This window comes from Rathayibacter sp. AY1F2 (genome assembly GCF_002930885.1).
Taxonomy (GTDB): domain Bacteria; phylum Actinomycetota; class Actinomycetes; order Actinomycetales; family Microbacteriaceae; genus Rathayibacter.
This window is the reverse complement of record NZ_PSVG01000003.1, coordinates 114,632-135,944: the sequence shown is the minus strand read 5'-3', so window position 1 is coordinate 135,944 and position 21,313 is coordinate 114,632. Positions and strand designations below refer to the sequence as shown.

The following is a 21,313-nucleotide window of genomic DNA, read 5'->3' as shown; positions in this document are numbered from 1 at the left end:
CCCGCGGGCCGCCGGGACCCCGGGGCCCGGGCGCGGATCAGCCGCGCTTCTGGAGGGCGGCCAGGCGGTCGTTGTAGGCCGTGAGCTCGGCCTCTCCGGTGCGGTCGGCCTGGCGGTCGCGGCGCTTGGTCTCGCGGGCGTCGGAGCGGCTCCACATCATCGCGACGACGATCGCGAGCGCGAGGGTGGGGATCTCGCCGATGCTCCACGCGATGCCGCCGGCCGCCTGCTGATCGGCGAGCGCGGAGGTGCCCCAGCCCATCGCTCCGTACCAGTCGGCGAGGAGCAGCCCCTCCCCCGTCATCAGTGCGAGGCCGAAGAAGGCGTGGAACGCCATGGTGCCCAGCAGCAGCAGGAGGCGCATCGCGTAGGGCACGCGGTGCACGCTCGGGTCCACTCCGATCAGGACGCTGACGAAGAGGTACCCGGTGATCAGGAAGTGGACGATCATCCACTCGTGGCCGATGTGGTCCGTGGTGGCCCAGCGGAACAGCGGGGAGTAGTAGAAGCCCCAGAGCGACCCGACGAACAGCAGGGCGGCGACGATCGGGTGCGAGATCGCGGTGGCGAAGCGCGAGTGAACGGCGAGCAGCACCCACTCGCGCGCGCCGCGGGAGCCGTCGGTGCGGCGGGCGGCGGCGCGGGCGATGAGCGTGACCGGTGCCGCCGGGACGAGCAGCAGCGGCACCGCCATGGTGAGGACCATGTGCGAGAGCATGTGGGCGCTGAACAGGTACTTCTCGTACGCGTTCACCCCGCCGTTCGTGATGTAGGCCAGGAGGAGCATGCCCGCGATCCAGAGGATCGTGCGGTGCAGGGGCCAGCGGTCACCCCGGCGGTGCAGGCGCACCACTCCGGCGACGTAGAACGCGATGGCGAAGGAGCAGACCAGGAGCCAGACCAGGTCGATGTTCCAGAGCGTGAGGAAGTTCATCGCGCTCGCGGGCGGCGGCAGGGGCTCGCCCGTCAGCAGCTGAGCCGGTGTCGGATCCGTGAGCTGGCTGGCGGCGATCTGGTCGACCGGGGTCGCGGTGCGCGCGAGCGCCGCAGCGACTCCGGAGGCGATCCCCATGAAGGCGATCTCGGCGCCGACGAGCCACCAGAAGCTGCGGCCGCCGACACCGCCGGCCTTCCGCATCCGCTCGATGAGGTAGCGGCGCTGCAGCACGCCGAACAGGCCCAGCGCGACCAGCGCCGCGACCTTGACCAGCACGAGGATCCCGTAGCCGGTGAGCAGGTTGTCGAGGGTGGCGAGCCGGAGCTCGGCGCTGACGTAGCCGGACGCCGCGACCACGACGAAGCTCACGAGCGCGAGGCTGGAGTAGCGCTCGATCACGGGCAGCAGGCGGGAGCCGCCGAGCAGGGGCCGCAGGACGATGACGGTGATGAGGCCGCCCAGCCAGATCGCCGCGAAGACGAGGTGCAGGCCCAGCGCCGTGACGGCGGCGTCGTGCCCGCTCGCTCCCGCCGCGTGCCCCTGCTGCGCCATCGGCAGCAGCGTGAGCAGGGCCAGGCCCGTGACGAAGACGAGCGCGGTCTGGTTGCGGACGGCGAAGCAGAGGACGGTGACGACGGCCGCGAGCAGCGTCGTGATGAGCCAGGCCTGGCCGACCTCGATGCTGCCGATGAAGTAGCTGAGCTTGGTGCCGAAGTCGCGGTCGAGGCTCAGGGGCGTCTGCGTGACGTTGAGGAAGGTGAGGAACCCGGTCACCGCGCTGGACGCGGCGAAGAAGGCGGCGCTGGCGGCGGCGACGTCGAGGGCGATCGAGAACTCGGTGCGCGGCTCGGGCGCGGCCTCGGCGGGCGCGGGGCTCGCGGGGGCGACCGCGGTGCGCGTCGATCCGGCGCGGGAGGAGGACTGGCCGCCGCGCGAGGAGGACTGACCGGCGCGCGAGGAGGCGTGAGCGGTCGAGGCGCGGGACGAGGATCGGGCGTCGCGGGCGGCAACGGCGCGGGGGCTCAGCGCGAACAGCGTCAGCACGAGCGAGCCGATCATCCCCGCGGCGCCGAGATTGACGGCCAGCTTGGCGATCGGGAGGCCGTAGCGGACCACGGGGCCGGGATCGTTCAGCAGCGGAGCCGCGGCTCCCCCGCCGAAGGCCAGGGCCGCGAGGAGGGCGACGAGCGCTGCGGCGACGAGCACGAGCGCAGGGCCGACGATCCGGACGGTTCGATTCACCGGTCCAGCCTACGTTCCGCGGCTGATCGGCAGCCGCGTCCGCGGACGACGACGGCCCCGGCGCAGTGCCGGGGCCGTGTCGGAGGGCGCGACTACTTCGCGGCGGCCTTGAGCTTGGTGCCCGCGGAGACCTTGACCGAGTGGCCGGCGGCGATCTGGATGGTCTCGCCGGTCTGCGGGTTGCGGCCGGTGCGCGCGGCGCGGGAGGTGCGCTCGACGGCGATCCAGCCGGGGATGGTGACCTTCACGTCGTTCGACACGGAGTCGGCGAGGGTGGTGAAGAGCGAGTCGAGGACGCCGTTGACGGCGGCCTGGCTCTGGCCGGAGTCGGCGGCGATCTTCGCGACGAGCTCGGTGCGGTTGAGCGACTTGTCAGCCATGGAGTGTCCTCCCAGGACGTTCTCGCTGTCGGAACAGCTGGTTTCGATGGATCGTCCTCGGCCGGGGACGGACGTCCTCAACCGGTCGGACCGTCGGTAACCTACCAGCCCCGCCCCGGATCTCCGGCGATTCCGGCCTCGAGACGCCCGGAACGACGCCGATCGCGCCGGTCGGTCCCTCCACAGGAGGCGCTCGGCGCCTCTCGTCCACCGATCCGCCGATCGCCACTCCGCAGAGTCCGCCGCCTGACGAGGATCGGCTCATGACGACGACGGCACTCCTCCCTCCATCCGCTCCGGCCGACGCGGCCCTCCCCCGGCCGCCCCGGCGGCACCCTCCCGCTCGCCGGCCGTACGAGCCCGGCCTCGCCGCGCTCGCGCTGGGCCTGCTCGCGCTCGCGTCCTCCGTGCATCCGCTCTGGGCCCTCCCCGCCGTCGCCGTGGCGGTCGCCGCGGTGATCGCGTCCGTGCGGGCGCTGCGGTGGGCGGGCGAGCGGAGGAGCGCGGTGGCCGGGCTCGCCTGCGCGGCTCTCGCGCTGCTCGTCTGCACCGTCACGGCACCCGCCTCCGTGCGGGCGGGCCTCGCCGTGCTGGCCTGGATCGCCGCCCTGCGGCCCGGCTCGTGAGCGGGCGCGGCTCCGGTCCAGCCCGCCTCGCTACAGTGACGGCGGCCCGCGCCCGAGCGGGCCGGGAGGATGGCCACGATGGCTCAGACGGACGGTTGGATCTCGACGGCGATCTGGTGGCACGTCTACCCGCTCGGCTTCACGGGCGCCGAGGCGAGCGCCTCGGAGGGTCCGGGCCCGGACGACGAGCCGCAGCACCGCCTCCGCGCCCTGCTCCCCTGGCTCGACGACCTGCTGGCGCTGGGCTGCAACGGGCTGCTGCTGGGGCCGGTCTTCGCCTCCTCCACCCACGGCTACGACACGGTCGACCACTTCCGGGTCGATCCCCGCCTCGGCGACGAGGCAGACCTCGACGCGCTGATCGCCGCGTGCCGCGAGCGCGGGATCCGGGTGCTGCTCGACGGGGTCTTCAACCACGTGGGACGGGAGCACCCCTGGTGGCGTGCCGCCGTCGCGGCCGGCGAGGGCTCCCCCGAGGCGGCGCGCTTCTCCCGCAGCGAGCGGTCGCAGGAGGTCGACGGCCTCCGCGTCGACGTGTTCGAGGGGCACGACGCCCTGGTCGAGCTCGACAACGGGAACCCCGAGGTCGCGGAGCACGTGTCCTCCGTGCTCGCGCACTGGCTCGAGCGGGGCATCGACGGCTGGCGGCTCGACGCGGCGTACGCGGTCGCGCCGGCGGCCTGGCACGCGGCGATCGACCCGGTGCGGCAGCGCTTCCCCGACGCGTGGTTCGTCGGCGAGGTCATCCACGGCGACTACACCGGCTACGTGCGGGAGTCGGGGCTCGACTCGGTCACGCAGTACGAGCTCTGGAAGGCCGTCCGCAACTCCCTCGAGGAGGCGAACCTCTTCGAGCTGGCCTGGTCCCTGAAGCGCCACGACGACTTCGTCCGCGAGTTCCTGCCCCTGACCTTCGTCGGCAACCACGACGTGACCCGGATCGCCAGCGCCGTCAGCGACGAGCGCCACCACGGCCACGCCACGGCGATCCTCGGCTTCGTCGCCGGCGTGCCGAGCATCTACTCCGGCGACGAGCGGGGCCTGCGCGGCGTCAAGGAGGAGCGGATCGGCGGCGACGACGCGATCCGCCCGGAGTTCCCGGCCGAGCCCGCCGAGTGGCCGGGCGGGGAGGCCTACCGGGCCCACCAGGAGGTCGTCGCGTTCCGCCGACGGAACCCGTGGCTGGTCGGCGCGAGCACCCGCACGGTCGACCTCTCCAACACCGCCGTGATGCTCGTGGCGGAGGGCCCGGAGGGACGCACCGCGCGGCTCGCGCTGAACATCGGCGACGAGACGGCGACCGTCGGCGGCGTCCAGGTCGCTCCCCACTCCTGGTCGCTGCACGACTGACCCGGCGCGCGGGCGGCCCGGCAGTGCGCGACGGAGCGTCGACCTCCGGGGGCCCGTCCTCTACGCTCGGGCGCATGCCGAGACCTGCACGAGGACCCTTCGACGGGCGAGCCGACTCGATCGACGACGCCGGGATGCCGGCGTCCGGACTCGAGCAGGCGTTCGCCGCCCCCGTCGACCCGGAGAGCGACCCCGGACCGGGCGAGAGGAGCGGCCTGTCGAGCCGCATCGCCCAGGAGCTGCTCGAGGACGGCTTCGGCCTCGACGCGAGCGACGAGGAGCCCCCGTCCCGCGCCGTGGAGATCGACGATCCCGCCCGCGCCGTGGGTGACGATCCCGCCCACCCCGTGCACGGCTCGATGTCCGGCGAGTTCGAGCGCCGCTGAGCCCGGCCGCCGTCGGTCGGTCGTCGACAGCCCGGCGGCACCGTTCCGCCCGCCGGCCGTCGTCACCCCGCCGGTACCGCGCCGCCGGCCGCCGGAGCCGGGTCCGGGCCGGCCGCCTGCAGCTCGGCGAGGAATCCGGGCCGGAGCACGCGTGCCTCGATCGACGCGGCTCCCGAGGTCCAGCCGTCGCCGAGCGGACGCTCGGGCGTGAGCAGCACGTGGCCCGGCGTCCCCGCTCGGCCGAGGGCGGCGGCGACGCGGCCCTCCGGATCGTAGAGGGCGTGGTCGACGAGCGGCCCGTAGACGGCGTGCACCGCGAAGTCCTCGCGGCTGCCGAGGAGGACGGGCAGCAGCTCCTCGCCCGGGCGCAGGCCGTGGGGCCACCAGCGGAAGCGCTCGACGAGCGCGTGGCAGGCGGCGCACGAGGGCGAGAAGAAGACGAGGTGCGTCGCCGGGCGGGACAACTCCTCGAGCGTCAGGAGCTCGCCGGCCACTGTGACGAACGCGAGGTCGGCGGCCGAGAGGTCGCCCTCGGGCGCGCGCCCCGGCGCGGACTCCCTGTCGGCTGCGGACAGGCGGGCGGCCGCCCGGACGCGAGCGGCCGTCGACGCCGCAAGGCGGTCGCGCACCAGCACGAGCGAGACCGCGGCGAGAGCGGCGGCGAGCCCGGACGCCGCCGCCGAGGCACCGCCGCCGCCGAGCAGCGCGGCCGGAGCGAGCCCGCCGAGGGCCCCGGCGACCGCGAGCGCGAGCAGCACCGCGTTCCTCGCGACGGTGTGTCCGGTCATCCGTGCCGAGCCCAGCCCGCCGAAGCACTCGCAGTCGACGTCCTCCGTCGCGCGGACCGCACGGACGGCGACGACGAGGAACACGGCGTCGAGGAGCGCCACCGGCACGAGGGCGGCACGGTGCGCCGGAGCGGGCGCCAGCACCACCGCGGCGCCCAGCGCGATCTCGACGACGGGGAAGGCGGCCGCGAACCAGCCGCGGCGCCGGAGGAGGAGGGGGACCCCGAGCGCCTCGAGGCTCGCCCGGAACCGCTCCGTGCGGCCGAGCTTCAGGGCGCCGCTGACGACGAGCACCGCGCCCGCGCACCACGCGGCGATCGCGAGAACCGCCTCCAGCATCCGTCGCCCTCCTCGCTCGGCATCGACCCGCACAACGCTACCGGCGCGGACCGGCCTCCCGCGGCCGAGACGGGGAACGGGGCGGAGACGGCGCGATCCGCCCTCCGGACGAGCCGCTGCCGGCACATCCGGCGCCCGGATCCCTCCAGGCGGGGCGCCCCCGGGCTCCCTCCCGGTCCCGGACGGCCGCTCCGCCGTACACTGCGAGAGGATCGGAGGGGTCATGCGGGGACGGCGAGCGCGCGACGAGCGGCACGGCACGGCGGCGAGTCCGCCTGCGGCCGCCGCTCCCCCGGCTGCGGTCACGGCTCCGGCCCCCTCGGACTCGCCGGACGACGCCTCGGGCGACGTCTCGACCGGGATGCGGATCGCCGCCGCCTGGTCGTGGCGCTTCCTCGCCGTCGCCGGGCTCCTCTACCTCCTCGTGCGCCTCGTCTCGCTGCTGCCCGTGATCGTCGTGCCGGTGCTGATCGCGCTGCTGCTCACCGCGCTCCTCACCCCGCTGCGGAACCGGCTCGAGCGCCTGCGGCTCCCCCGCCCGCTCGCGGTCCTGGTCTCGATCGTCCTGATGCTCCTCCTGCTGACCGGCCTCGTCGGGCTGGTGATCGTGCAGTCGCGCTCCGGCTTCAGCGGAGTGGGGCAGCGCGCTCTCGACGCGGTCGACGGCGTCGAGGCGTGGCTGCGGAGCCCGCCGCTGTCGTTCTCGGACGTCCAGCTCTCGGACTGGGCGCAGCGCGCGGTCGACTGGGCCGACGCGCAGGCGTCGACGATCGCGTCCGGGGCCCTCGCCGTCGGCTCCCAGCTGGCCGAGGTCTTCGCCGGAACCCTCCTCACCCTGTTCTCGCTAATCTTCCTGCTCCTCGACGGCCGCCGGATCTGGCACTGGTTCCTCCGCCTCCTCCCCCGCCGCGCGCGCCCCGCGATGGAGCGCGGCGGCGCCGCCGGCTGGCGGACCCTCAGCCAGTTCGTGATCGCGCAGCTCGGCGTCGCCGGGATCAACGCCGTCGGCATCGGCATCGGCGCGCTCGCGCTGCAGCTGCCGCTCGTCGTGCCGATCGCGATCGTGGTGTTCCTCGGCTCGTTCGTCCCGATCCTCGGCGCGATCGTGACCGGTGCGCTCGCCGCACTGGTCGCTCTGCTGTTCAGCGGGCCCGTCGCCGCGCTGGTGATGGTCGGCGTCGTGATCCTGGTGCACCTGCTCGAGGGGCACGTGCTGCAGCCGCTCATCCTCGGGACCGCCGTGAAAGTGCATCCGCTCGCCGTGGTGCTCGGAGTCGCGACCGGGCTCGAGGTGGCCGGGCTCGCCGGGGCGCTGTTCGCGGTGCCGACCATCGCGACGCTGAACGCGGCGGTCACCGCCATGCGGGCGCGCGCGCCCGGCGCGGAGTGAGCGCGTTCGATCCGGCCGCCCGACCCGGATCGACGGTGCTGCCCGCCCTCGCCTGCCCGGTCTGCGGCGGCGCGCTCGCCCCCGATGCGCTGCCCCGCCCCTCCTCGCTCCGCTGCCCCCTCGGGCACAGCTCCGACCTCGCGCGCCAGGGCTACGCCTCGCTCCTGCGCGGGAGGCACGCGACCTCGGGCGACACCACGGCGATGGTGCAGGCCCGGGCCGACCTCCTCGGCTCCGGCCACTACCGGGTGATCCAGGACGCGGTCGCCGCGGCCGTCCCCGCCGGCGCACGGCTCGTGGTCGACCTGGGCTGCGGCACCGGGGCGTACCTCGCGGCCGTGCTCGAGGCGCATCCGGCGGCGGACGGGCTGGGCCTGGACCTCTCGGCCCCGGCCGCCCGCCGCGCCGCCCGCGCGCATCCCCGGGCGGCGATCGCGACCGCGGACCTCTGGCAGCCCCTCCCGCTGGCCGACGCCTCCGCCGACGCGCTGCTCACCGTCTTCGCGCCGCGGAACGCCCCGGAGATGCGGCGGGTGCTCCGTCCGGGCGGCGTCGCCGTCGTCGTCACTCCGCGCGAGAGGCACCTGCACGAGATCCGCGAGCGGTTCGGGATGCTCGGCATCGACGCCGGCAAGGCGGAGCGGCTCGACGAGCAGCTGGCGGGGTTCGCGCTCGAGGAGCGCATCGAGCTCGACACGACGGTGCTGATGAGCGTCGACGAGCTGCGCGCCGAGGTGCTGATGGGGCCGAGTGCCCACCACGTGGATCCCGAGGCGCTGGACGCTCGGCTCGCGGCGGTGGAGGGGACGACCGCGGTGACGGTCGCGGTCACCGTGTCGCGCTTCGTGCGCGCGGAGTAGCGGCGGGCGTGCCGCCGACCCCGCGTCAGTACGTCTCGCGCAGGCGCTCCTGGTCGACCACCGCTTCGCGGTCCGCGAGGCGGCGCAGGCCCGCGAGGGGCTGGGCCATCCGGTGGTTGCCGCGGAGGACCGGCTCGGCCCGGTCGAGGAAGGCCCAGTACCCGGCGGTCACCGGGCAGGCGTTCTCGCCCAGGCGCACCTTCGGGTCGAAGCGGCAGCCGCCGCAGTAGTCGGACATCCGGTTGATGTAGGCGCCGCCCGAGGCGTACGGCTTCGTCGCGACGACGCCGCCGTCGGCGTGCTGGGACATCCCGATCACGTTCGCCGGCATCACCCACTCCGTGCCGTCGACGAAGACGTCCACGAACCAGTCGTTGAGCTCCGCCGGATCCCACCCCCGCTGCAGTCCCCAGTTGCCGAGCACCATCAGGCGCTGGATGTGGTGCGCCCAGCCGTGCCGGTGCACGTCGTCGAGCGTCTCGTGCAGGCAGTTCGCCTCGATGCCGCTCGGGTCGAGAGCGAGCAGCTCGGCGGGCAGCGGCGTGGAGGCGCCGAGCGCGCGGCTGCGGTTCCGATACTCCGGTCCGAGGTGCCAGAACAGGTTCCAGACGTAGTCGCGCCAGCCGAGGATCTGGCGGATGAACCCCTCCGTCGCCGCGATCGGCGCGCCCCCGGCGGCGTACTCCGCCTCGGCCGCCTCGACGACCGTCCGCGGATCGAGCACGCCGAGGTTCATCGGGGCGCTGAGCAGCGAGTGGGCCATCGTCCAGTCGCCCGAGAGCATCGCGTCCTCGTAGGTCCCGAAGTCGCCCAGGCGCGACGACACGAAGTCGGCGAGCGCCGCCTCGGCCTCGGCGGGCGTCGCGGCGAATCGGCGCGGACCGTCGGCGCCGACCAGGCGGACCGCCCCCTCGGCCTCCCAGCGCGCGAGGTCGGCGCGCACCTCCTCGTCGATGTCGTCCTCCTCCGGCCACCACGGGTCCGGCAGGCCGAGCCGGGAGGCGCCCTTGGGCGGAGGCTGGCGGTTGTCGTGGTCGTAGTTCCAGCGGCCGCCCTCGGGCTGGTCGCCGCGCATCAGCACGCCGGTGCGCTCGCGGCTCCACCGGTAGAAGTCCTCCAGCAGCAGGCGCTTGCCCGAGCGGGAGAGCGCCCACTCGCGGAAGTCCTCCTCGGCCGTGATGAAGCCGCGGCTGGGCAGGACGCTCATACCGAGCCTGCGGGCGAGGCGGCGGCCGCCGCGGGTCGGCGGGTCGATCACCTCGAGGTCGTCGCGCCCGGCGAGGGCCTCGCCGAAGGTCTCGGAGCGGACGTACTCGGCGCGGTCCCCGAGCTCGCGGGCGCGGTGGCGGAGCGCCGACAGCAGCAGCTGCGCCTTGGCGCGGTGCATCGGGCGGCGCCCGAACGCCGATCGGGCCTCGACCAGCAGCATCGGACCGCCGTCGTCGAAGGCAGGGCCGAGCTGGCCGATGACGCTCCAGCGGGTGCGAAGGGGTCTGCTCATCCTCGGAGGCTAGGCGGACGGATCCGGCGCCGGTAGGAGTTGCGCGGCACGGATGTGCAGCCGCCACGTCTTGCACCCCCGCCCCCGATGCAGAAGTCTCGGAGCGAGCGCGGCGGATCCGACCGCGCACCGACGCGACGAAGCGAGGAGGCCGCCATGGCCCACCACGACCACGACAACGAGCACCACGAGGGTCACGAGCACCACGACCACCACGAGGGTCACGACGAGCACACCGCCGGCCACGGCCGTCACGTCGCCGAGGGCACGAGCACCGAGGACACCGAGGGCGGCGAGTACACCTCGACGGAGGGCGTCTCGCACACCGCCGGCGAGGCCGAGGGCAGCTACGTCGACACCTCGGTCAACGAGCAGAGCACCGCCGACAAGGGCAGCTACGTCGACACCAGCGCCGCGGGCACCTCCGCCGAGGGCGAGGGCGAGTACACCGACCGCGACGAGTGACCCGCGCCCGGGCGCCGCGCGTCCCGCCGGGACACCGCGCTCCGGCCGGTGTCCCGGCGGGGAGCCGGCGCCTCGGCGGGGAGGTGGTCCGCCGGCCCTTCAGGCGGGCTTCAGCGGGGCCGCGGCTAGCCTGGGCTCGCGCGGGGCCCCGCGCGCCGAGCCCGGGGAGGCCGCCATCCGCATCCTGGTCGTCGACGACGAGATCAACCTGCTCCGCGCCCTCGAGACGGGCCTGGAGGCCGAGGGCTTCGCCGTGGACACCGCGACCACCGGCACCGACGCCCTCTGGTACGCGCAGGAGGCCGACTACGCTGCCATCGTCCTCGACCTGATGCTCCCGGACGTCAGCGGCTTCCGCGTCTGCGAGCGGCTGCGCGCCGCCGAGGACTGGACCCCGATCCTGATGCTCACCGCGAAGGACGGCGACCTCGACCAGGTCGAGGCCCTCGACACCGGCGCCGACGACTACCTCACCAAGCCGTTCTCGTTCCCGGTGCTCGTCGCGCGGCTGCGCGCCCTCATCCGCCGCGGAGCCGCCGAGCGGCCCACGGTGCGCGTCGTCGGCGATCTCGTGCTGGATCCGGCGTCCCGGAGCGTCGAGCGGGGCGGAGTCGCCGTGCCGCTGACCGCGCGCGAGTTCAGCGTCCTCGAGTACTTCGTCTCACGGGCGGGCGAGGTCGTCTCCAAACGCGACGTCCTCGGAGCCGTCTGGGACTTCGACTACGACGGCGACCCGAACATCGTCGAGGTCTACGTCCGCACCCTGCGCAACAAGATCGACCGGCCCTTCGGCCGCGACACCCTCCGCACCCGGCGCGGGGCGGGCTACACGCTGGTGGCCGGGTGAGCCGCCGGAGCCTGCGGACCCGCATCACCGCGGCCGCGACCGCCGTGGTGGCCGCCGCCGCGCTCCTCGGGAGCGTGCTCTTCGTCCTGGTCCTCTCCTCCGTGCTCGCCTCGAGCGCCGCCTCCGCCGCCGACGCCGAGGCGGAGCGGGTCGCGGCGCTGGTCGAGCAGGGCGGCCCGGAGGCCGTCCGCGGCTCGGAGGGACTGGTCCAGCTCGTCGTCGACGGGCGGGTCGCCGCCGCGGGCGAGGACGCGGAGGACCTCCCTCCGCTCGCGCTGGCCGAGAGCGACGACCCGGTCACGGTCGACGTGGACGACGAGGGGGCGGTGGTGGTCGCCGCCCGCGAGCTCGACGACGACTCCCTCGTCGTGGTCGGCATGCCCGACGAGGGCCGCGAGGAGGCGGTGTCCACGACGATCGGGCTGCTCGCGGTCGCCGTCCCGCTGCTGATCGCGCTGGTGGCGGTGGTGTGCGCCGTCGTCGTCGGCCGGGCGCTGCGCCCCGTGGAGCGGATGCGCGAGGAGGCCGAGGCGGTCACCTCCTCCGCCCTGGACCGCCGGATCGCCGCTCCCGGCTCCGGCGACGAGGTCGACCGGCTGGCGCACACCCTCAACCGGATGCTCGATCGGCTGCAGAGCGGGCAGGAGCGGCAGCGGCGCTTCGTCTCGGACGCCTCGCACGAGCTGCGCTCCCCCGTCGCGGCGCTGCGCCAGACCGCGGAGGTGGCGCTCGCGCACCCGGACCGGCTCGACTCCGCCCGGCTGGCGAGGACGGTCGCGGAGGAGTCGGTGCGGCTCGGCGGGCTGATCGAGGGCCTGCTGCTGCTCGCCCGGGCGGACGAGGCGCGCCTGGCCGTGGCGGCGGCTCCCGTGGACCTCGACGACCTCGCCCTCGGCGAGGTGCGGCGCCTGCGCGACTCCGGAGCCCGGGTCGACGCGAGCGGGATCTCGCCCGTGCAGGCGGTGGCCGACGAGGCCCTGCTCTCGCGGGCGCTGCGGAACCTGGTCGACAACGCGGTGCGGCACCGCTCCTCGCAGCTGGCGCTCTCGACCCGGATCGACGGAGCGGAGGCGGTGCTCGCGGTGGACGACGACGGGCCGGGGATCCCGGCGGCGGAGCGCGAGCGGGTGCTCGAGCGCTTCGTTCGCCTCGACGAGGGCCGGGCGCGCGACGCCGGAGGCTCGGGCCTCGGCCTGGCGATCGTCGCCGGGATCGCCCGGGCCCACGGCGGACGGGTCGTCGTCGGCGACTCGGCGCTGGGCGGCGCCCGGGTCGAGGTGCGGGTGCCGCTCGTCCGCTGAGCGGGCGCTTCAGGCCTGCTTCAGCGCCCGACCGCGAGAGTGCTGGAGGCGTCGACGAGCGGCGCCGGGACGGAGCCATCGTGCAGAAGAAGACGAAGATCATCGCCGGGATCGCCGGAGCGGTCGTGCTGATCGGAGCCGGGACGGGCATCGCCTACGCCGCGACCGACGGCTTCGAGGGGTCCGACTCCCTCACCGGCAGCGACCTGGACCGCGCGAGCGAGGCCGCGCTCGCCGAGATCGGCGGCGGGACCGTCACCTCGGCCGAGCGCGACGACGACGGCGCCACCGGCTACGAGCTGGACCTGACCGACCGCGACGGCCTCGAGTACGAGGTGCGCCTCGACGACTCCTTCGCCGTCGTGTCCGTGGACCCCGACGACCGCGCCCTCCAGGCCGGCTCGGGCGACGACGGCGTGCCTGCCGGCGACCCGACCGCGGCCGCCGTGGACCCGGACGACCTCACCGGCGACGACCTGGCCCGCGCGAGCGAGGCGGCGCTGGGCGCCGTCGGCTCCGGGACCGTCACCGAGGCCGAGCGCAGCGACGACGCCGACCACGCCTTCGAGGTGGAGGTCACCCGCGAGGACGGCACGGACGTGGACGTCGAGCTCGACGCGGAGTTCGCCGTGCTCTCGACGCAGGAATAGCGCTCTAGCGGCCGCCGGGGCCCTTCGAGGCCCCGGGCGCGGCACCGCTGCCCGCGGGGGCGCCGACGCCGGTCGCCGCACCGCGAGCGCCCGGGCCGTTGCCGCCCGCGTTGCCGTTGCCGTTGCCGGGAGCGTTCCCGCTGTTGCCGGGTGCGCCACCGCTGTTCCCCGGAGCGTCGCCGCTGTTCCCCGGAGCGTCGTCGCCGGGAGCGGCCGGGGTCTCCTCCGCGGGCTCCTCCGGCTCGGTCGGCGTCTCCTCCGGCTCCGACTCCTCGGGCGAGGGGGCGGGGTCGTCCTCGGTCTCGACGGGGGCCGGCGTGTCCTCCGGCTCCTCCTCGACCGGGGTCGTCTCCTCGGGAGCCGGGGCGGTCGTCTCGGCCGGCGCCGGCTCCGGGGCTCCCGCGATCAGGGCCTCGAGGTCGGCGCGGACGACGTCGACCTGCGCCTGCACCGTCGCTGCGCGGTCGGAGCTGACGGAGTCCTCGGCGAGCGCGGCGTCGAGCGCCGACTGCAGCGAGGCGAGCTCGGTGAGAGCGCCCTGGTAGTCGTCGGCCGAGGCCTTCTCGGCGACGGCCACCACCGCGTCGTCGAGGGTCTGGGCGGTGCCCTCGTCGATGCCCTGCGGCGCGGAGGAGCATCCGCTCAGCAGCAGGACCGAGGCGAGCACGGCGCCGGCGGCGCGCAGTCTGAGGCCCCTCACGAGCGGATGCTCTCGCGCAGCTGACGGAGGTGGTCGCCCAGCTCGCCGTCCACCTGCGGCAGAGGCGACTGGGGACCGTCGATCAGGATGATCGCGAGCCCGACGGCGACCGCGACCAGCGCGAGCACCAGCACGATCAGCCACGGGCTCGGGCCGCGGCGCTGCGGAGGGGCGGCCGCGGGGCGGAGCGGAGCCGTGCGCGGCGCCGGAGCGGTCTGCGGTGCCGGAGCGATCCGCGGTGCCGGAGCGATCCGCTCGGTCGCAGTGAAGCGCTGCGTCGGAGCGATCGCCTCCGTGGCCGGGTAGGCGTCGGCCGCGAGCCGGCGGGTCGGGTCGAGCGCCTCCGTCCGCGTGATCGGCTCGGTCTCGGCGAGCGGCTCCGTCGACATCACCCGGGTGGCGGGGACGTCGGGGACGACGATGGCCGCCGGCGGGGAGTCGCGCCGCGGATCGATCAGGCGGCGTGCCGACTCCGCCACCTGGAGCGCGGCGGGACGCTCGCCGGGCTCGCGCCGCGTCATCGAGGTCAGGAGCGAGGTCCAGCCGCTGCCGAGCGACTCCGAGACCTCGGGGTCGCGGAGCAGGCGGGCGAGCGTGACCTCGATCGCCGAGCCCGTGAACGGGCGGCGGCCGGTCAGCGACTCCAGGAGCACCAGGCCGAGGGAGTAGATGTCGCTCGCCGAGGTGACCGGGTCGCCGTGCGCCTGCTCGGGGCTGAGGTAGGCGGCGGTGCCGATGAGGGTGCCCGGCGCGGTGATCCGCGTCGCGTCGATGAGGGAGGCGATGCCGAAGTCGGCCAGCTTCGGGCGGAACTCGCGGCTGGTCAGCGGGCTCGGGACGAGCAGCACGTTCGACGGCTTCACGTCGCGGTGCACGACTCCGGCCGCGTGGACCGTGTGCAGGGCCTCGCCGAGGTCGCCCGCCATCGAGGCGACGTCGTTCGGCGCGACCGGGCCCTCGGCGAGCCGCTCGGACAGGCTCGGGCCCTCGGCGAGCTCCATCACCATGTAGGCCTGGCCGTTGGTGTCGTCGCCGCCGTCGTGCGCGTCGTAGAGGGTGACGAGGGCGGGGTGGTTGAGGGCCGCGAGCAGCCGGATCTCGGACGCCTTGCGCTGCAGGTCCTGCGCGTCGTCGATGCCGGGGGCGAACATCTTCAGCGCGACGGAGCGGCCGAGGACGCCGTCTCGCGCCCGGTAGACCGTGGCCATGCCGCCGCGGCCGATGAGCTCCTCGATCGTGTACCGGCCGTCGACCGTCGTCCCGACGATGCGGGTGTCGCCTGTCCGGTGGGATGCCACGGGTCCTCCTCGCGGTCGGCGGCGGGTGTGCCGCGCCCCCCGGTGCGACCGTCGACCCAGGGTAGTACGTCGACCCTGCACGCCGCCCTCCCCCGGCCGGGCTGTCAAGCGGGTGCCCCCGCGCGCGCCCCGACGTAGCGTCGGAGGTCCCGACGAAAGGCGACGACATGGACCAGGACCGCACGGAGCAGGACGACCAGGGCTCGACCATCGGCAAGCCGGACGGGGCGGCTCCCGCCACCTCCTCCGAGAGCGAGACCATCGAGAAGGACATCTCGGAGTCGCCCGGCAGCGAGCGCGAGACCGAGGCCAAGCAGGACTCGGATCCGGCGGAGAGCCGCACCGAGGTCTCCGGCTCGGCCGAGGTGAAGGCCGTGCCCGGCACGGGCGGCCCGGACGACGTGGGCGACGTCGAGGTCGACCCCGACGAGGTCTCGCTGAACGGCAAGCCGTTCCCGGGTCACGCCGGCACGAAGTAGGACGCCCGGGAGGGGCGGGGCCGCGGCTCCGCCCCTCCCGTGCTCTCCGGTCCACCCACCACCCGTCGTCCGCCCTCGCCCGGGGGGTTCCGCAGATCGCGCGGATCGTCCCGCGCCCTCCGAGCGAACGGCCTCAGGCGACCGGCGTCAGCAGGCCCGGGTCGCGGCGGTCGACGGTGCGGGAGTTGTTCACGCGGCGGTCGACCGGGTGGGCCGTGACGGTCGAGGCCATCGCGACGGACGCCCGGTCGAGGGTGGCGAGCATCTCCTCGGCGGAGGCGAGCGGAGCCGGGTCGAGCCAGGCGTCGCGCACGTCGGGCGTGAGGAACACGGGCATCCGGTCGTGCACCTCGCCGGAGGCGTCGCGCGCCTCGCGGGTGATGATCGTGAAGGAGACGCGCCAGTCGTCGCCCTCCTTGCGGGCCGTGTAGAGGCCGGCCGCGGCGAGGATCGGCTCCTCGCCCTGCAGGAACCAGGGCTGCTTGCCGTCGGCGCGGGTCTCCCACTCGTAGTACCCGCGCATCGGGACGATCGCGCGCTGCTTGGCGAACGCCCCGCGGAACAGGCCGTTCGTCGCGACCGACTCGAGGCGCGCGTTGATCGGCGAGGGCCCCCTGCCCTTCGACCAGGACGGGGTGAAGCCCCAGGACGCGAGCTCCAGCTCGCGCTCCCGCTCGCCGTCGTGGAGCCGCTCGCGGACGATCGGCGCGACGTCGGTGGGAGCGACGCTGTAGTCGGGCGCCCAGTCCTCGGCGCGCCCGCCCGCGGCGACGAACTCGCGGATCAGCTCATCGGTCTCGGAGTCCATCGCGAAGCGGCCGCACATGCGGGACAGGCTACGCCGCACCTCCGACGCCGCGCGAGGCGCCCGGTCCGACCACCCGGGACTTCGCGGACCAGAAGCGCATCAGCGCGCCGGCGAGGATCGAGCCCAGCGCACCTGCGGCGAGGTCGCCGAGCGTGTCCTCGTAGCCGACGAAGATCGAGGAGTCGATGAAGCGGTGCCCCGCCCACTCGCCCCACTCCCACAGGACGCCCGCCGTCGTCCCGAAGCAGGCGCAGAGCACGACCGCCGGGAGCAGCGGCCCGCGATCGCCCGCGACGGCAGGCACGACTCCGGCCCGCGCGGCGACGATGTAGGCCACCGCGGCGATCAGCCCGTTGAGCACGCAGTGCACGACCAGGTCCCACTGCGGCCAGGCCTCGTAGAGGCCGAGGACGCTGCTCCAGGACGCCACGAGCAGCGCGAGCCCGAAGAGGGCGTCGAGCGCCGGACGGATGCCGAGGAAGCGCGGCAGCACCAGCCCGATCGCCGCGAGCGCGAGCACCGCCACGTCGACCAGGTCCCAGCCGATCGCGGCCGCCACGATGCTCGCCGCCCCGATCGCGCGGATGCCGTCGGCCGTCCACTCCCCGCGGGTGCGCGGGGGCACCAGGAATGTCTCGACGAGGGCGGAGCCGCTCACGGGTTCGTGAAGCGCAGCACGGCCTGGACCGGCTCGTGGTCGGAGGGCGCCGCTCCCCCGTAGCGGACGGCGTTGATCCCCGCGGAGACGACCTCGAACGCGCCCTCGCTGACGAGCAGCCAGTCGATCCGCTTGCCCGGCGCCGGCGGGCGGTAGTTCGAGAAGGTGCTCCACGAGTGGGTGAGGTGCTTCTCCGCCGTCTCCCACGCGTCCGCGAGGCGGCCCTCCTCGAGGATCGTCCGGTAGGGGACGGTGTCGACGTCGGTGTTGGTGTCGCCCATCACGATCGCGGGGCGTCCGAGCTCGAGCACGCGGCGGGCGATCAGCTCGGCGGAGCGCTGGCGCGAGCGCCGCGAGATGTGGTCGAAGTGGGTCGAGACCACGGTGAGCTCGCGGCTGGTCGCGTGATCGGTCAGCTCCGCGATCACGGCGGTGCGCGGGATGCGGTTGCCCCAGCTGCGCGAGCCGGCGACGTCCGGGGTGTCCGAGAGGGCGATCTGGGTCCAGTGCCGGACGGCGTAGCGGCTGCGGTCGACGAAGAGCATCACGCGCTCGCCGCCGCGGTCCGCGTCCCGGCCGAAGCCCATCGCCTCGAAGGAGGAGCCCAGCGCCTCGTGCACGGCGGCCGACTGGTCCGGCAGCGCCTCCTGCACGGCGAGGATCGAGGGGCGCTCCTGCTCCAGCACCCGCTGGACGAGCGGGCGGCGCCGGTCCCACTGGTCGACGGCGCGGGAGGTGAGGCGCGGCATGCGGCGGCGGATGTTGTAGGTCATCACGTGCAGATCGGGCGCCTCGGTCGGGCCGATCAGAGGCGTCGCGTCGGTCATCACTCCACCCTACGGGGGCGGATCGAGGTGCCACGGAGGCTTGCGGTGACCGCTCCCGGCCGCTCTACTTCGGACATGCCCCTCTCCCAGGACCTCACCGCTCTCGCCGACGAGCGCTTCGTCTCGCTCACCACGTTCCGGAAGTCCGGGGACGCCGTCTCGACCCCGGTCTGGATCGCCCGCGACGGCGACGAGCTGATCGTCACCACTCCCCGCCGCAGCGGCAAGGTGAAGCGCCTCCGCAACGACGCGCGGGTGACCCTCGTCCCCTGCGACCGCCGCGGCCGGGTCTCCGACTACGCGGTGCCGGTCGAGGCCGCCGCGGAGATCGACGCCGACCCCGGCGAGGTGGAGCGCCTGGGCCGCGTGTTCCTGGCGAAGTACCGGCTCGAGTACCGCGTGTTCCTCCTGATCGAGGGCCTGGTCACCCGCGCCGACCGCACCCGCGTGATGCTCCGCGTCTCCGACCGCTGACCCGGCACCGCCCTACACCCCCGGAGGCTCCCGCCGGAAGGCCTGGGGGCCGCCGGACCCGAGGTCTACCGTGGGGCGATCGCCGGTGCCCCTGCGCGCTTCCCGCGCGCGCTCCGGCGGCAGTCAGAAGGAGCACGCAATGAGCATCGGAGCAGGGATCTTCCTCCTCGTCGTCGGCGCGGTCCTCGCCTTCGCGGTGGACGTGCAGGTGTCCGGGATCGACCTGAAGCTGGTCGGCTACATCCTCATGGCGGCCGGAGCGGTCGGCCTGATCCTCGGGCTGGTCCTGCTGACGCGCCGCCGCCAGGCCGTCTCGACCACGCGCTCGGCCGTCGACCCGGCCAGCGGCGAGCAGGTCACCCGCCGCTCGAGCGAGAGCGACGGCCCGCTGATCTGATCGGCGGAACGACGAAGGGCGGGACCTCGCGGTCCCGCCCTTCGTCGTTCACGGCCCTACTCGGCGGGCTCGTCCGGCTCGCCGCCGGAGACGGTGTCGGTGTCGCCGCCACCGGAGGAGGTGTCCGTCCCGGTGCCGTCGGGGAGGTCCTCGGTCTTCTCGGTGTCCTCACCCGTGGTGCGGTCGGTGCTCATGGCGCTCTCCCTTCGCGTCGGCGACCTGCCGACCCTCCCACTCTGCTCCGCCCGCGCCTCGCGGGGCAGGGGGTAGCGGAGGCGGAGGGCGGCGTGGAAGGCGCCTACTCCTCGACGACGATGGTGGTGATGACCGGGTTCCGGCGGTGGCGGCGGGTCAGCCAGCGGCCGAGGGTGCGCGTGATCAGCGCCTCCATGGCCTCGAGCTCGACCGGCTTGCCCGCGGCCTGCAGGACGGCGTCGTCGATCGCCTTGCTCGCATTGGCCTTCCAGCCCGGCTCCTCGACGAAGCCGCGGGTGAAGAACTCGACGGGCTCGCCGAGCGTGCCGCGGTCGAGGTCGGCGATGGCGAGGACCGTGATGGCCCCCTCCTCGGCGAGGACGATGCGGTCGTTCATCGCGTCCTCGGTGGCGACGCCCATCGTGGTGCCGTCGACCAGGATCTGGTCGGCCGGGATGCGCCCGCTGATGCGCGAGCGGCCCTTCACCAGGTCGATCGAGACGCCGTCCTCGATGACGAAGACGTCCTTCTCGTCGATCCCGGTGCGCGTCGCGATCGCCGCATTCGCGGTGAGGTGGCGCCACTCGCCGTGCACGGGGAGCACCGCGGTGGGGCGGAGGATGTTGTAGCAGTAGGCGAGCTCGCCCGCGCTGGCGTGACCCGAGACGTGCACCTTGGCGTTGCCCTTGTGCACGACCGTGGCGCCCCAGCGGGTGAAGGCGTTGATGATCCGGTAGATCGCGTTCTCGTTGCCGGGGATCAGCGAGCTGGCCAGCAGCACGGTGTCGCCGGGGCCGATGTCGATGATGTGGTCCTTGTTGGCCATGCGCGAGAGCGCCGCCATCGGCTCGCCCTGCGAACCGGTGCAGATCATCACGATCTCGGTCGCGGGGAGCTTCTCGAGCACCTTCATGTCGACGACGAGGCCGGCCGGGATCTTGAGGTAGCCCAGGTCGGCGGCGATGCCCATGTTGCGGACCATCGAGCGGCCGACGAAGGCGACCTTGCGGCCGTGGCGCTGCGCGGCGTCGAGGACCTGCTGGATGCGGTGCACGTGGCTCGCGAAGCTGGACACGACGATGCGGCGCGGCGCGGTGCGGAACACCTGGTCGATCGCGGGGGCGAGGTCGCCCTCCGAGATCGCGAAGCCGGGGACGTCGGCGTTCGTGGAGTCGACCAGGAACAGGTCGACGCCCTCGTCGCCGAGGCGCGCGAAGCCGGGGAGGTCGGTGGTGCGCCCGTCGAGCGGGAACTGGTCCATCTTGAAGTCGCCCGTGTGCAGCACGAGGCCGGCCTCGGTGCGGATCGCGACGGCGAGCCCGTCCGGGATGGAGTGGTTCACGGCGAGGAACTCGAGGTCGAAGACGCCGGCGTCGATCCGGTCGCCCTCCTTCACCGGGCGCGTGCGCGGGGTGATGCGGTGCTCCTGCAGCTTCGCGCTGATCAGCGCGAGGGTGAAGGTCGAGGCGATGATCGGGATGTCGCCGCGCTCCTTGAGGAGGTACGGCACGCCGCCGATGTGGTCCTCGTGGCCGTGGGTGAGGACGATGGCCTCGATGTCCTTCAGGCGCGAGCGGATCGCGGCGAAGTCGGGGAGGATCACGTCGATGCCGGGCTGGTTCTCCTCGGGGAAGAGGACGCCGCAGTCGACGATGAGCAGCTTGCCCTTGTGCTCGAAGACGGTCATGTTGCGGCCGATCTCGCCGAGGCCGCCGAGCGGGGTGATCCGCATGGCGCCCTTCTCGAGGGGCTTGGGCTTGGGGAGCTCGAGGTGGTGGCGGGCGGGCTTGGCGGTTCTGGCGTTTCTCATGCGGTTCTTCCGGGAGGGAGTGGCTGGACGCGGGCGCGCGGCGCAGGGTCCGACCGCGCGCCCGGTCGGGCCGCGGTGATGTGTCGCTCCGGCGCTGTGAGCGCTGTCGGGAGCGGGTGGAGGTGTGCGGGACGGGGCCGGGCGGGGCCGCTCTCAGCGGGCGGTGCCGTCCGTGCGGCGCGCTCTCGCGCACCGACCGTCCCGTACATCCTGCCAGCGTTCCCTGGGTCGCGGGTCCAGGAGGCGGGATCCGGGCCTCGCAGGCGCTCAGGCGCGTGCGTCCTCGACCTCTCGCCGACCCACCGCGTCCTGGCGGCTGCGGAGGAGCTGGCGGCCTGGCGCGCGTGACGGGCGCCGTTCGATGGCTTTACTGCGCTTCACTCGATCTGGATAAAGCACAGTAAGACTCCTGAACCGGCCCGTATGGATGCCGTCGACAATCCCTACACGCCGAACGCGGGAGCGCGACCGGAGATCCTCATCGGCAGAGACGAGCAGACCCAGGCGTTCCGCACCCTGCTGACGCGCCTGCGACGGGGCCGCACGAACCAGTCGATGATCGTCACGGGGCTGCGGGGCGTCGGAAAGACGGTCCTTCTCAACGG

23 protein-coding genes and 1 pseudogene are annotated in these 21,313 nt (G+C 74.3%); 13 read left to right on the top strand and 11 right to left on the bottom strand.

The features are described from left to right. Positions 1-37: 37 nt before the first annotated feature. Together C5C54_RS03890 and C5C54_RS03885 are read right to left on the bottom strand one after the other, a co-directional pair. Complete coding sequence (locus C5C54_RS03890) at positions 38-2,179, bottom strand: bifunctional copper resistance protein CopD/cytochrome c oxidase assembly protein (RefSeq protein ID WP_258063207.1); 2,142 nt, start codon at positions 2,177-2,179, stop codon at positions 38-40. Positions 2,180-2,271: 92 nt separating this feature from the next. Continuing rightward, on the bottom strand, positions 2,272-2,559 hold the full coding sequence (locus tag C5C54_RS03885; RefSeq protein WP_056037903.1) for an HU family DNA-binding protein: 288 nt from the start codon (positions 2,557-2,559) through the stop codon (positions 2,272-2,274). Between the two features lie 263 nt (positions 2,560-2,822). On the opposite strand from C5C54_RS03885, the gene C5C54_RS03880 reads away from it, so the two are divergent. The 3 genes from C5C54_RS03880 (at position 2,823) to C5C54_RS18230 (ending at position 4,921) form a co-directional block, all read left to right on the top strand. Continuing rightward, positions 2,823-3,185, top strand: coding sequence for a hypothetical protein (locus C5C54_RS03880; protein WP_104222909.1), 363 nt, complete (start codon positions 2,823-2,825; stop codon positions 3,183-3,185). Between the two features lie 78 nt (positions 3,186-3,263). Then, the gene (locus C5C54_RS03875; RefSeq protein WP_104260427.1) at positions 3,264-4,535 is read left to right on the top strand and encodes an alpha-amylase family glycosyl hydrolase; all 1,272 of its coding nucleotides are present in this window, start codon (positions 3,264-3,266) and stop codon (positions 4,533-4,535) included. Positions 4,536-4,609: 74 nt separating this feature from the next. Beyond that, a complete protein-coding gene (locus tag C5C54_RS18230; protein ID WP_146076888.1) occupies positions 4,610-4,921 on the top strand; it encodes a hypothetical protein in 312 nt (103 codons plus the stop codon). A 62-nt stretch (positions 4,922-4,983) separates the two neighbouring features. On the opposite strand, the gene C5C54_RS18225 is transcribed toward C5C54_RS18230, so the two are convergent. Continuing rightward, positions 4,984-6,048, bottom strand: a complete 1,065-nt coding sequence (locus C5C54_RS18225) for a MauE/DoxX family redox-associated membrane protein (protein ID WP_104260428.1) — start codon at positions 6,046-6,048, stop codon at positions 4,984-4,986. A gap of 223 nt (positions 6,049-6,271) precedes the next feature. On the opposite strand from C5C54_RS18225, the gene C5C54_RS03860 reads away from it, so the two are divergent. Then, a complete protein-coding gene (locus tag C5C54_RS03860; protein WP_104226121.1) occupies positions 6,272-7,438 on the top strand; it encodes an AI-2E family transporter in 1,167 nt (388 codons plus the stop codon). A gap of 35 nt (positions 7,439-7,473) precedes the next feature. Then, positions 7,474-8,298 (top strand): methyltransferase domain-containing protein, encoded by an 825-nt coding sequence (locus C5C54_RS03855; protein WP_374953256.1) that lies wholly within the window; start codon positions 7,474-7,476, stop codon positions 8,296-8,298. 25 nt (positions 8,299-8,323) lie between these two features. On the opposite strand, the gene C5C54_RS03850 is transcribed toward C5C54_RS03855, so the two are convergent. Continuing rightward, positions 8,324-9,799 carry a cryptochrome/photolyase family protein gene (locus C5C54_RS03850; protein WP_104261530.1) on the bottom strand — a complete coding sequence of 492 codons (1,476 nt, stop codon included), beginning with the start codon at positions 9,797-9,799 and terminating at the stop codon, positions 8,324-8,326. A gap of 156 nt (positions 9,800-9,955) precedes the next feature. Between C5C54_RS03850 and C5C54_RS17870 the strand changes: the two genes are divergently transcribed. From C5C54_RS17870 to C5C54_RS17865, 4 genes are all read left to right on the top strand, one after another. Next, entirely contained in the window at positions 9,956-10,264 is a 309-nt protein-coding gene (locus C5C54_RS17870; RefSeq protein ID WP_181027115.1) for a hypothetical protein, read from the top strand. 175 nt (positions 10,265-10,439) lie between these two features. Beyond that, positions 10,440-11,111, top strand: coding sequence for a response regulator transcription factor (locus tag C5C54_RS03840; RefSeq protein ID WP_104222956.1), 672 nt, complete (start codon positions 10,440-10,442; stop codon positions 11,109-11,111). Further along, positions 11,108-12,412: a cell wall metabolism sensor histidine kinase WalK gene (locus C5C54_RS03835; protein ID WP_104287835.1), complete on the top strand. Its 1,305-nt coding sequence runs from the start codon at positions 11,108-11,110 to the stop codon at positions 12,410-12,412. Before C5C54_RS03840 ends, C5C54_RS03835 begins: the two co-directional genes overlap by 4 nt. Before the next feature lie 80 nt (positions 12,413-12,492). Further along, positions 12,493-13,062, top strand: a complete 570-nt coding sequence (locus C5C54_RS17865) for a PepSY domain-containing protein (protein ID WP_104287834.1) — start codon at positions 12,493-12,495, stop codon at positions 13,060-13,062. A 4-nt stretch (positions 13,063-13,066) separates the two neighbouring features. On the opposite strand, the gene C5C54_RS03825 is transcribed toward C5C54_RS17865, so the two are convergent. After that, complete coding sequence (locus C5C54_RS03825; protein WP_104287833.1) at positions 13,067-13,762, bottom strand: hypothetical protein; 696 nt, start codon at positions 13,760-13,762, stop codon at positions 13,067-13,069. Continuing rightward, entirely contained in the window at positions 13,759-15,060 is a 1,302-nt protein-coding gene (locus tag C5C54_RS03820; RefSeq protein WP_104226116.1) for a serine/threonine-protein kinase, read from the bottom strand. The genes C5C54_RS03825 and C5C54_RS03820 overlap by 4 nt, the downstream gene beginning before the upstream one ends. 167 nt (positions 15,061-15,227) lie before the next feature. Here C5C54_RS03820 and C5C54_RS03815 point away from each other — a divergent pair, with 167 nt between their 5' ends. Continuing rightward, entirely contained in the window at positions 15,228-15,539 is a 312-nt protein-coding gene (locus C5C54_RS03815; RefSeq protein WP_104222919.1) for a hypothetical protein, read from the top strand. Positions 15,540-15,672: 133 nt separating this feature from the next. On the opposite strand, the gene C5C54_RS03810 is transcribed toward C5C54_RS03815, so the two are convergent. From C5C54_RS03810 to C5C54_RS03800, 3 genes are read right to left on the bottom strand one after another with little or no spacing between them, the layout of a single operon-like run. After that, positions 15,673-16,365: an SOS response-associated peptidase gene (locus C5C54_RS03810; RefSeq protein ID WP_104226115.1), complete on the bottom strand. Its 693-nt coding sequence runs from the start codon at positions 16,363-16,365 to the stop codon at positions 15,673-15,675. A gap of 10 nt (positions 16,366-16,375) precedes the next feature. Further along, a complete protein-coding gene (locus tag C5C54_RS03805; protein WP_146078785.1) occupies positions 16,376-16,972 on the bottom strand; it encodes a hypothetical protein in 597 nt (198 codons plus the stop codon). 29 nt (positions 16,973-17,001) lie between these two features. Next, on the bottom strand, positions 17,002-17,832 hold the full coding sequence (locus C5C54_RS03800) for an endonuclease/exonuclease/phosphatase family protein (RefSeq protein WP_104262773.1): 831 nt from the start codon (positions 17,830-17,832) through the stop codon (positions 17,002-17,004). A gap of 75 nt (positions 17,833-17,907) precedes the next feature. On the opposite strand from C5C54_RS03800, the gene C5C54_RS03795 reads away from it, so the two are divergent. Next, a complete protein-coding gene (locus C5C54_RS03795; protein ID WP_104238818.1) occupies positions 17,908-18,306 on the top strand; it encodes a PPOX class F420-dependent oxidoreductase in 399 nt (132 codons plus the stop codon). 139 nt (positions 18,307-18,445) lie between these two features. Then, the gene (locus tag C5C54_RS03790; protein ID WP_104222924.1) at positions 18,446-18,703 is read left to right on the top strand and encodes a DUF6458 family protein; all 258 of its coding nucleotides are present in this window, start codon (positions 18,446-18,448) and stop codon (positions 18,701-18,703) included. Positions 18,704-18,759: 56 nt separating this feature from the next. Here C5C54_RS03790 and C5C54_RS17860 read toward each other — a convergent pair whose 3' ends face one another. Both C5C54_RS17860 and C5C54_RS03785 read right to left on the bottom strand, forming a co-directional pair. Then, positions 18,760-18,897: a hypothetical protein gene (locus C5C54_RS17860; protein ID WP_159940924.1), complete on the bottom strand. Its 138-nt coding sequence runs from the start codon at positions 18,895-18,897 to the stop codon at positions 18,760-18,762. A 104-nt stretch (positions 18,898-19,001) separates the two neighbouring features. Next, complete coding sequence (locus tag C5C54_RS03785; protein WP_104222925.1) at positions 19,002-20,708, bottom strand: ribonuclease J; 1,707 nt, start codon at positions 20,706-20,708, stop codon at positions 19,002-19,004. 423 nt (positions 20,709-21,131) lie between these two features. Between C5C54_RS03785 and C5C54_RS18220 the strand changes: the two are divergent. Further along, positions 21,132-21,278 (top strand): annotated as a pseudogene (locus C5C54_RS18220) (ATP-binding protein); the annotation flags it as partial. Positions 21,279-21,313 lie beyond the last annotated feature (35 nt).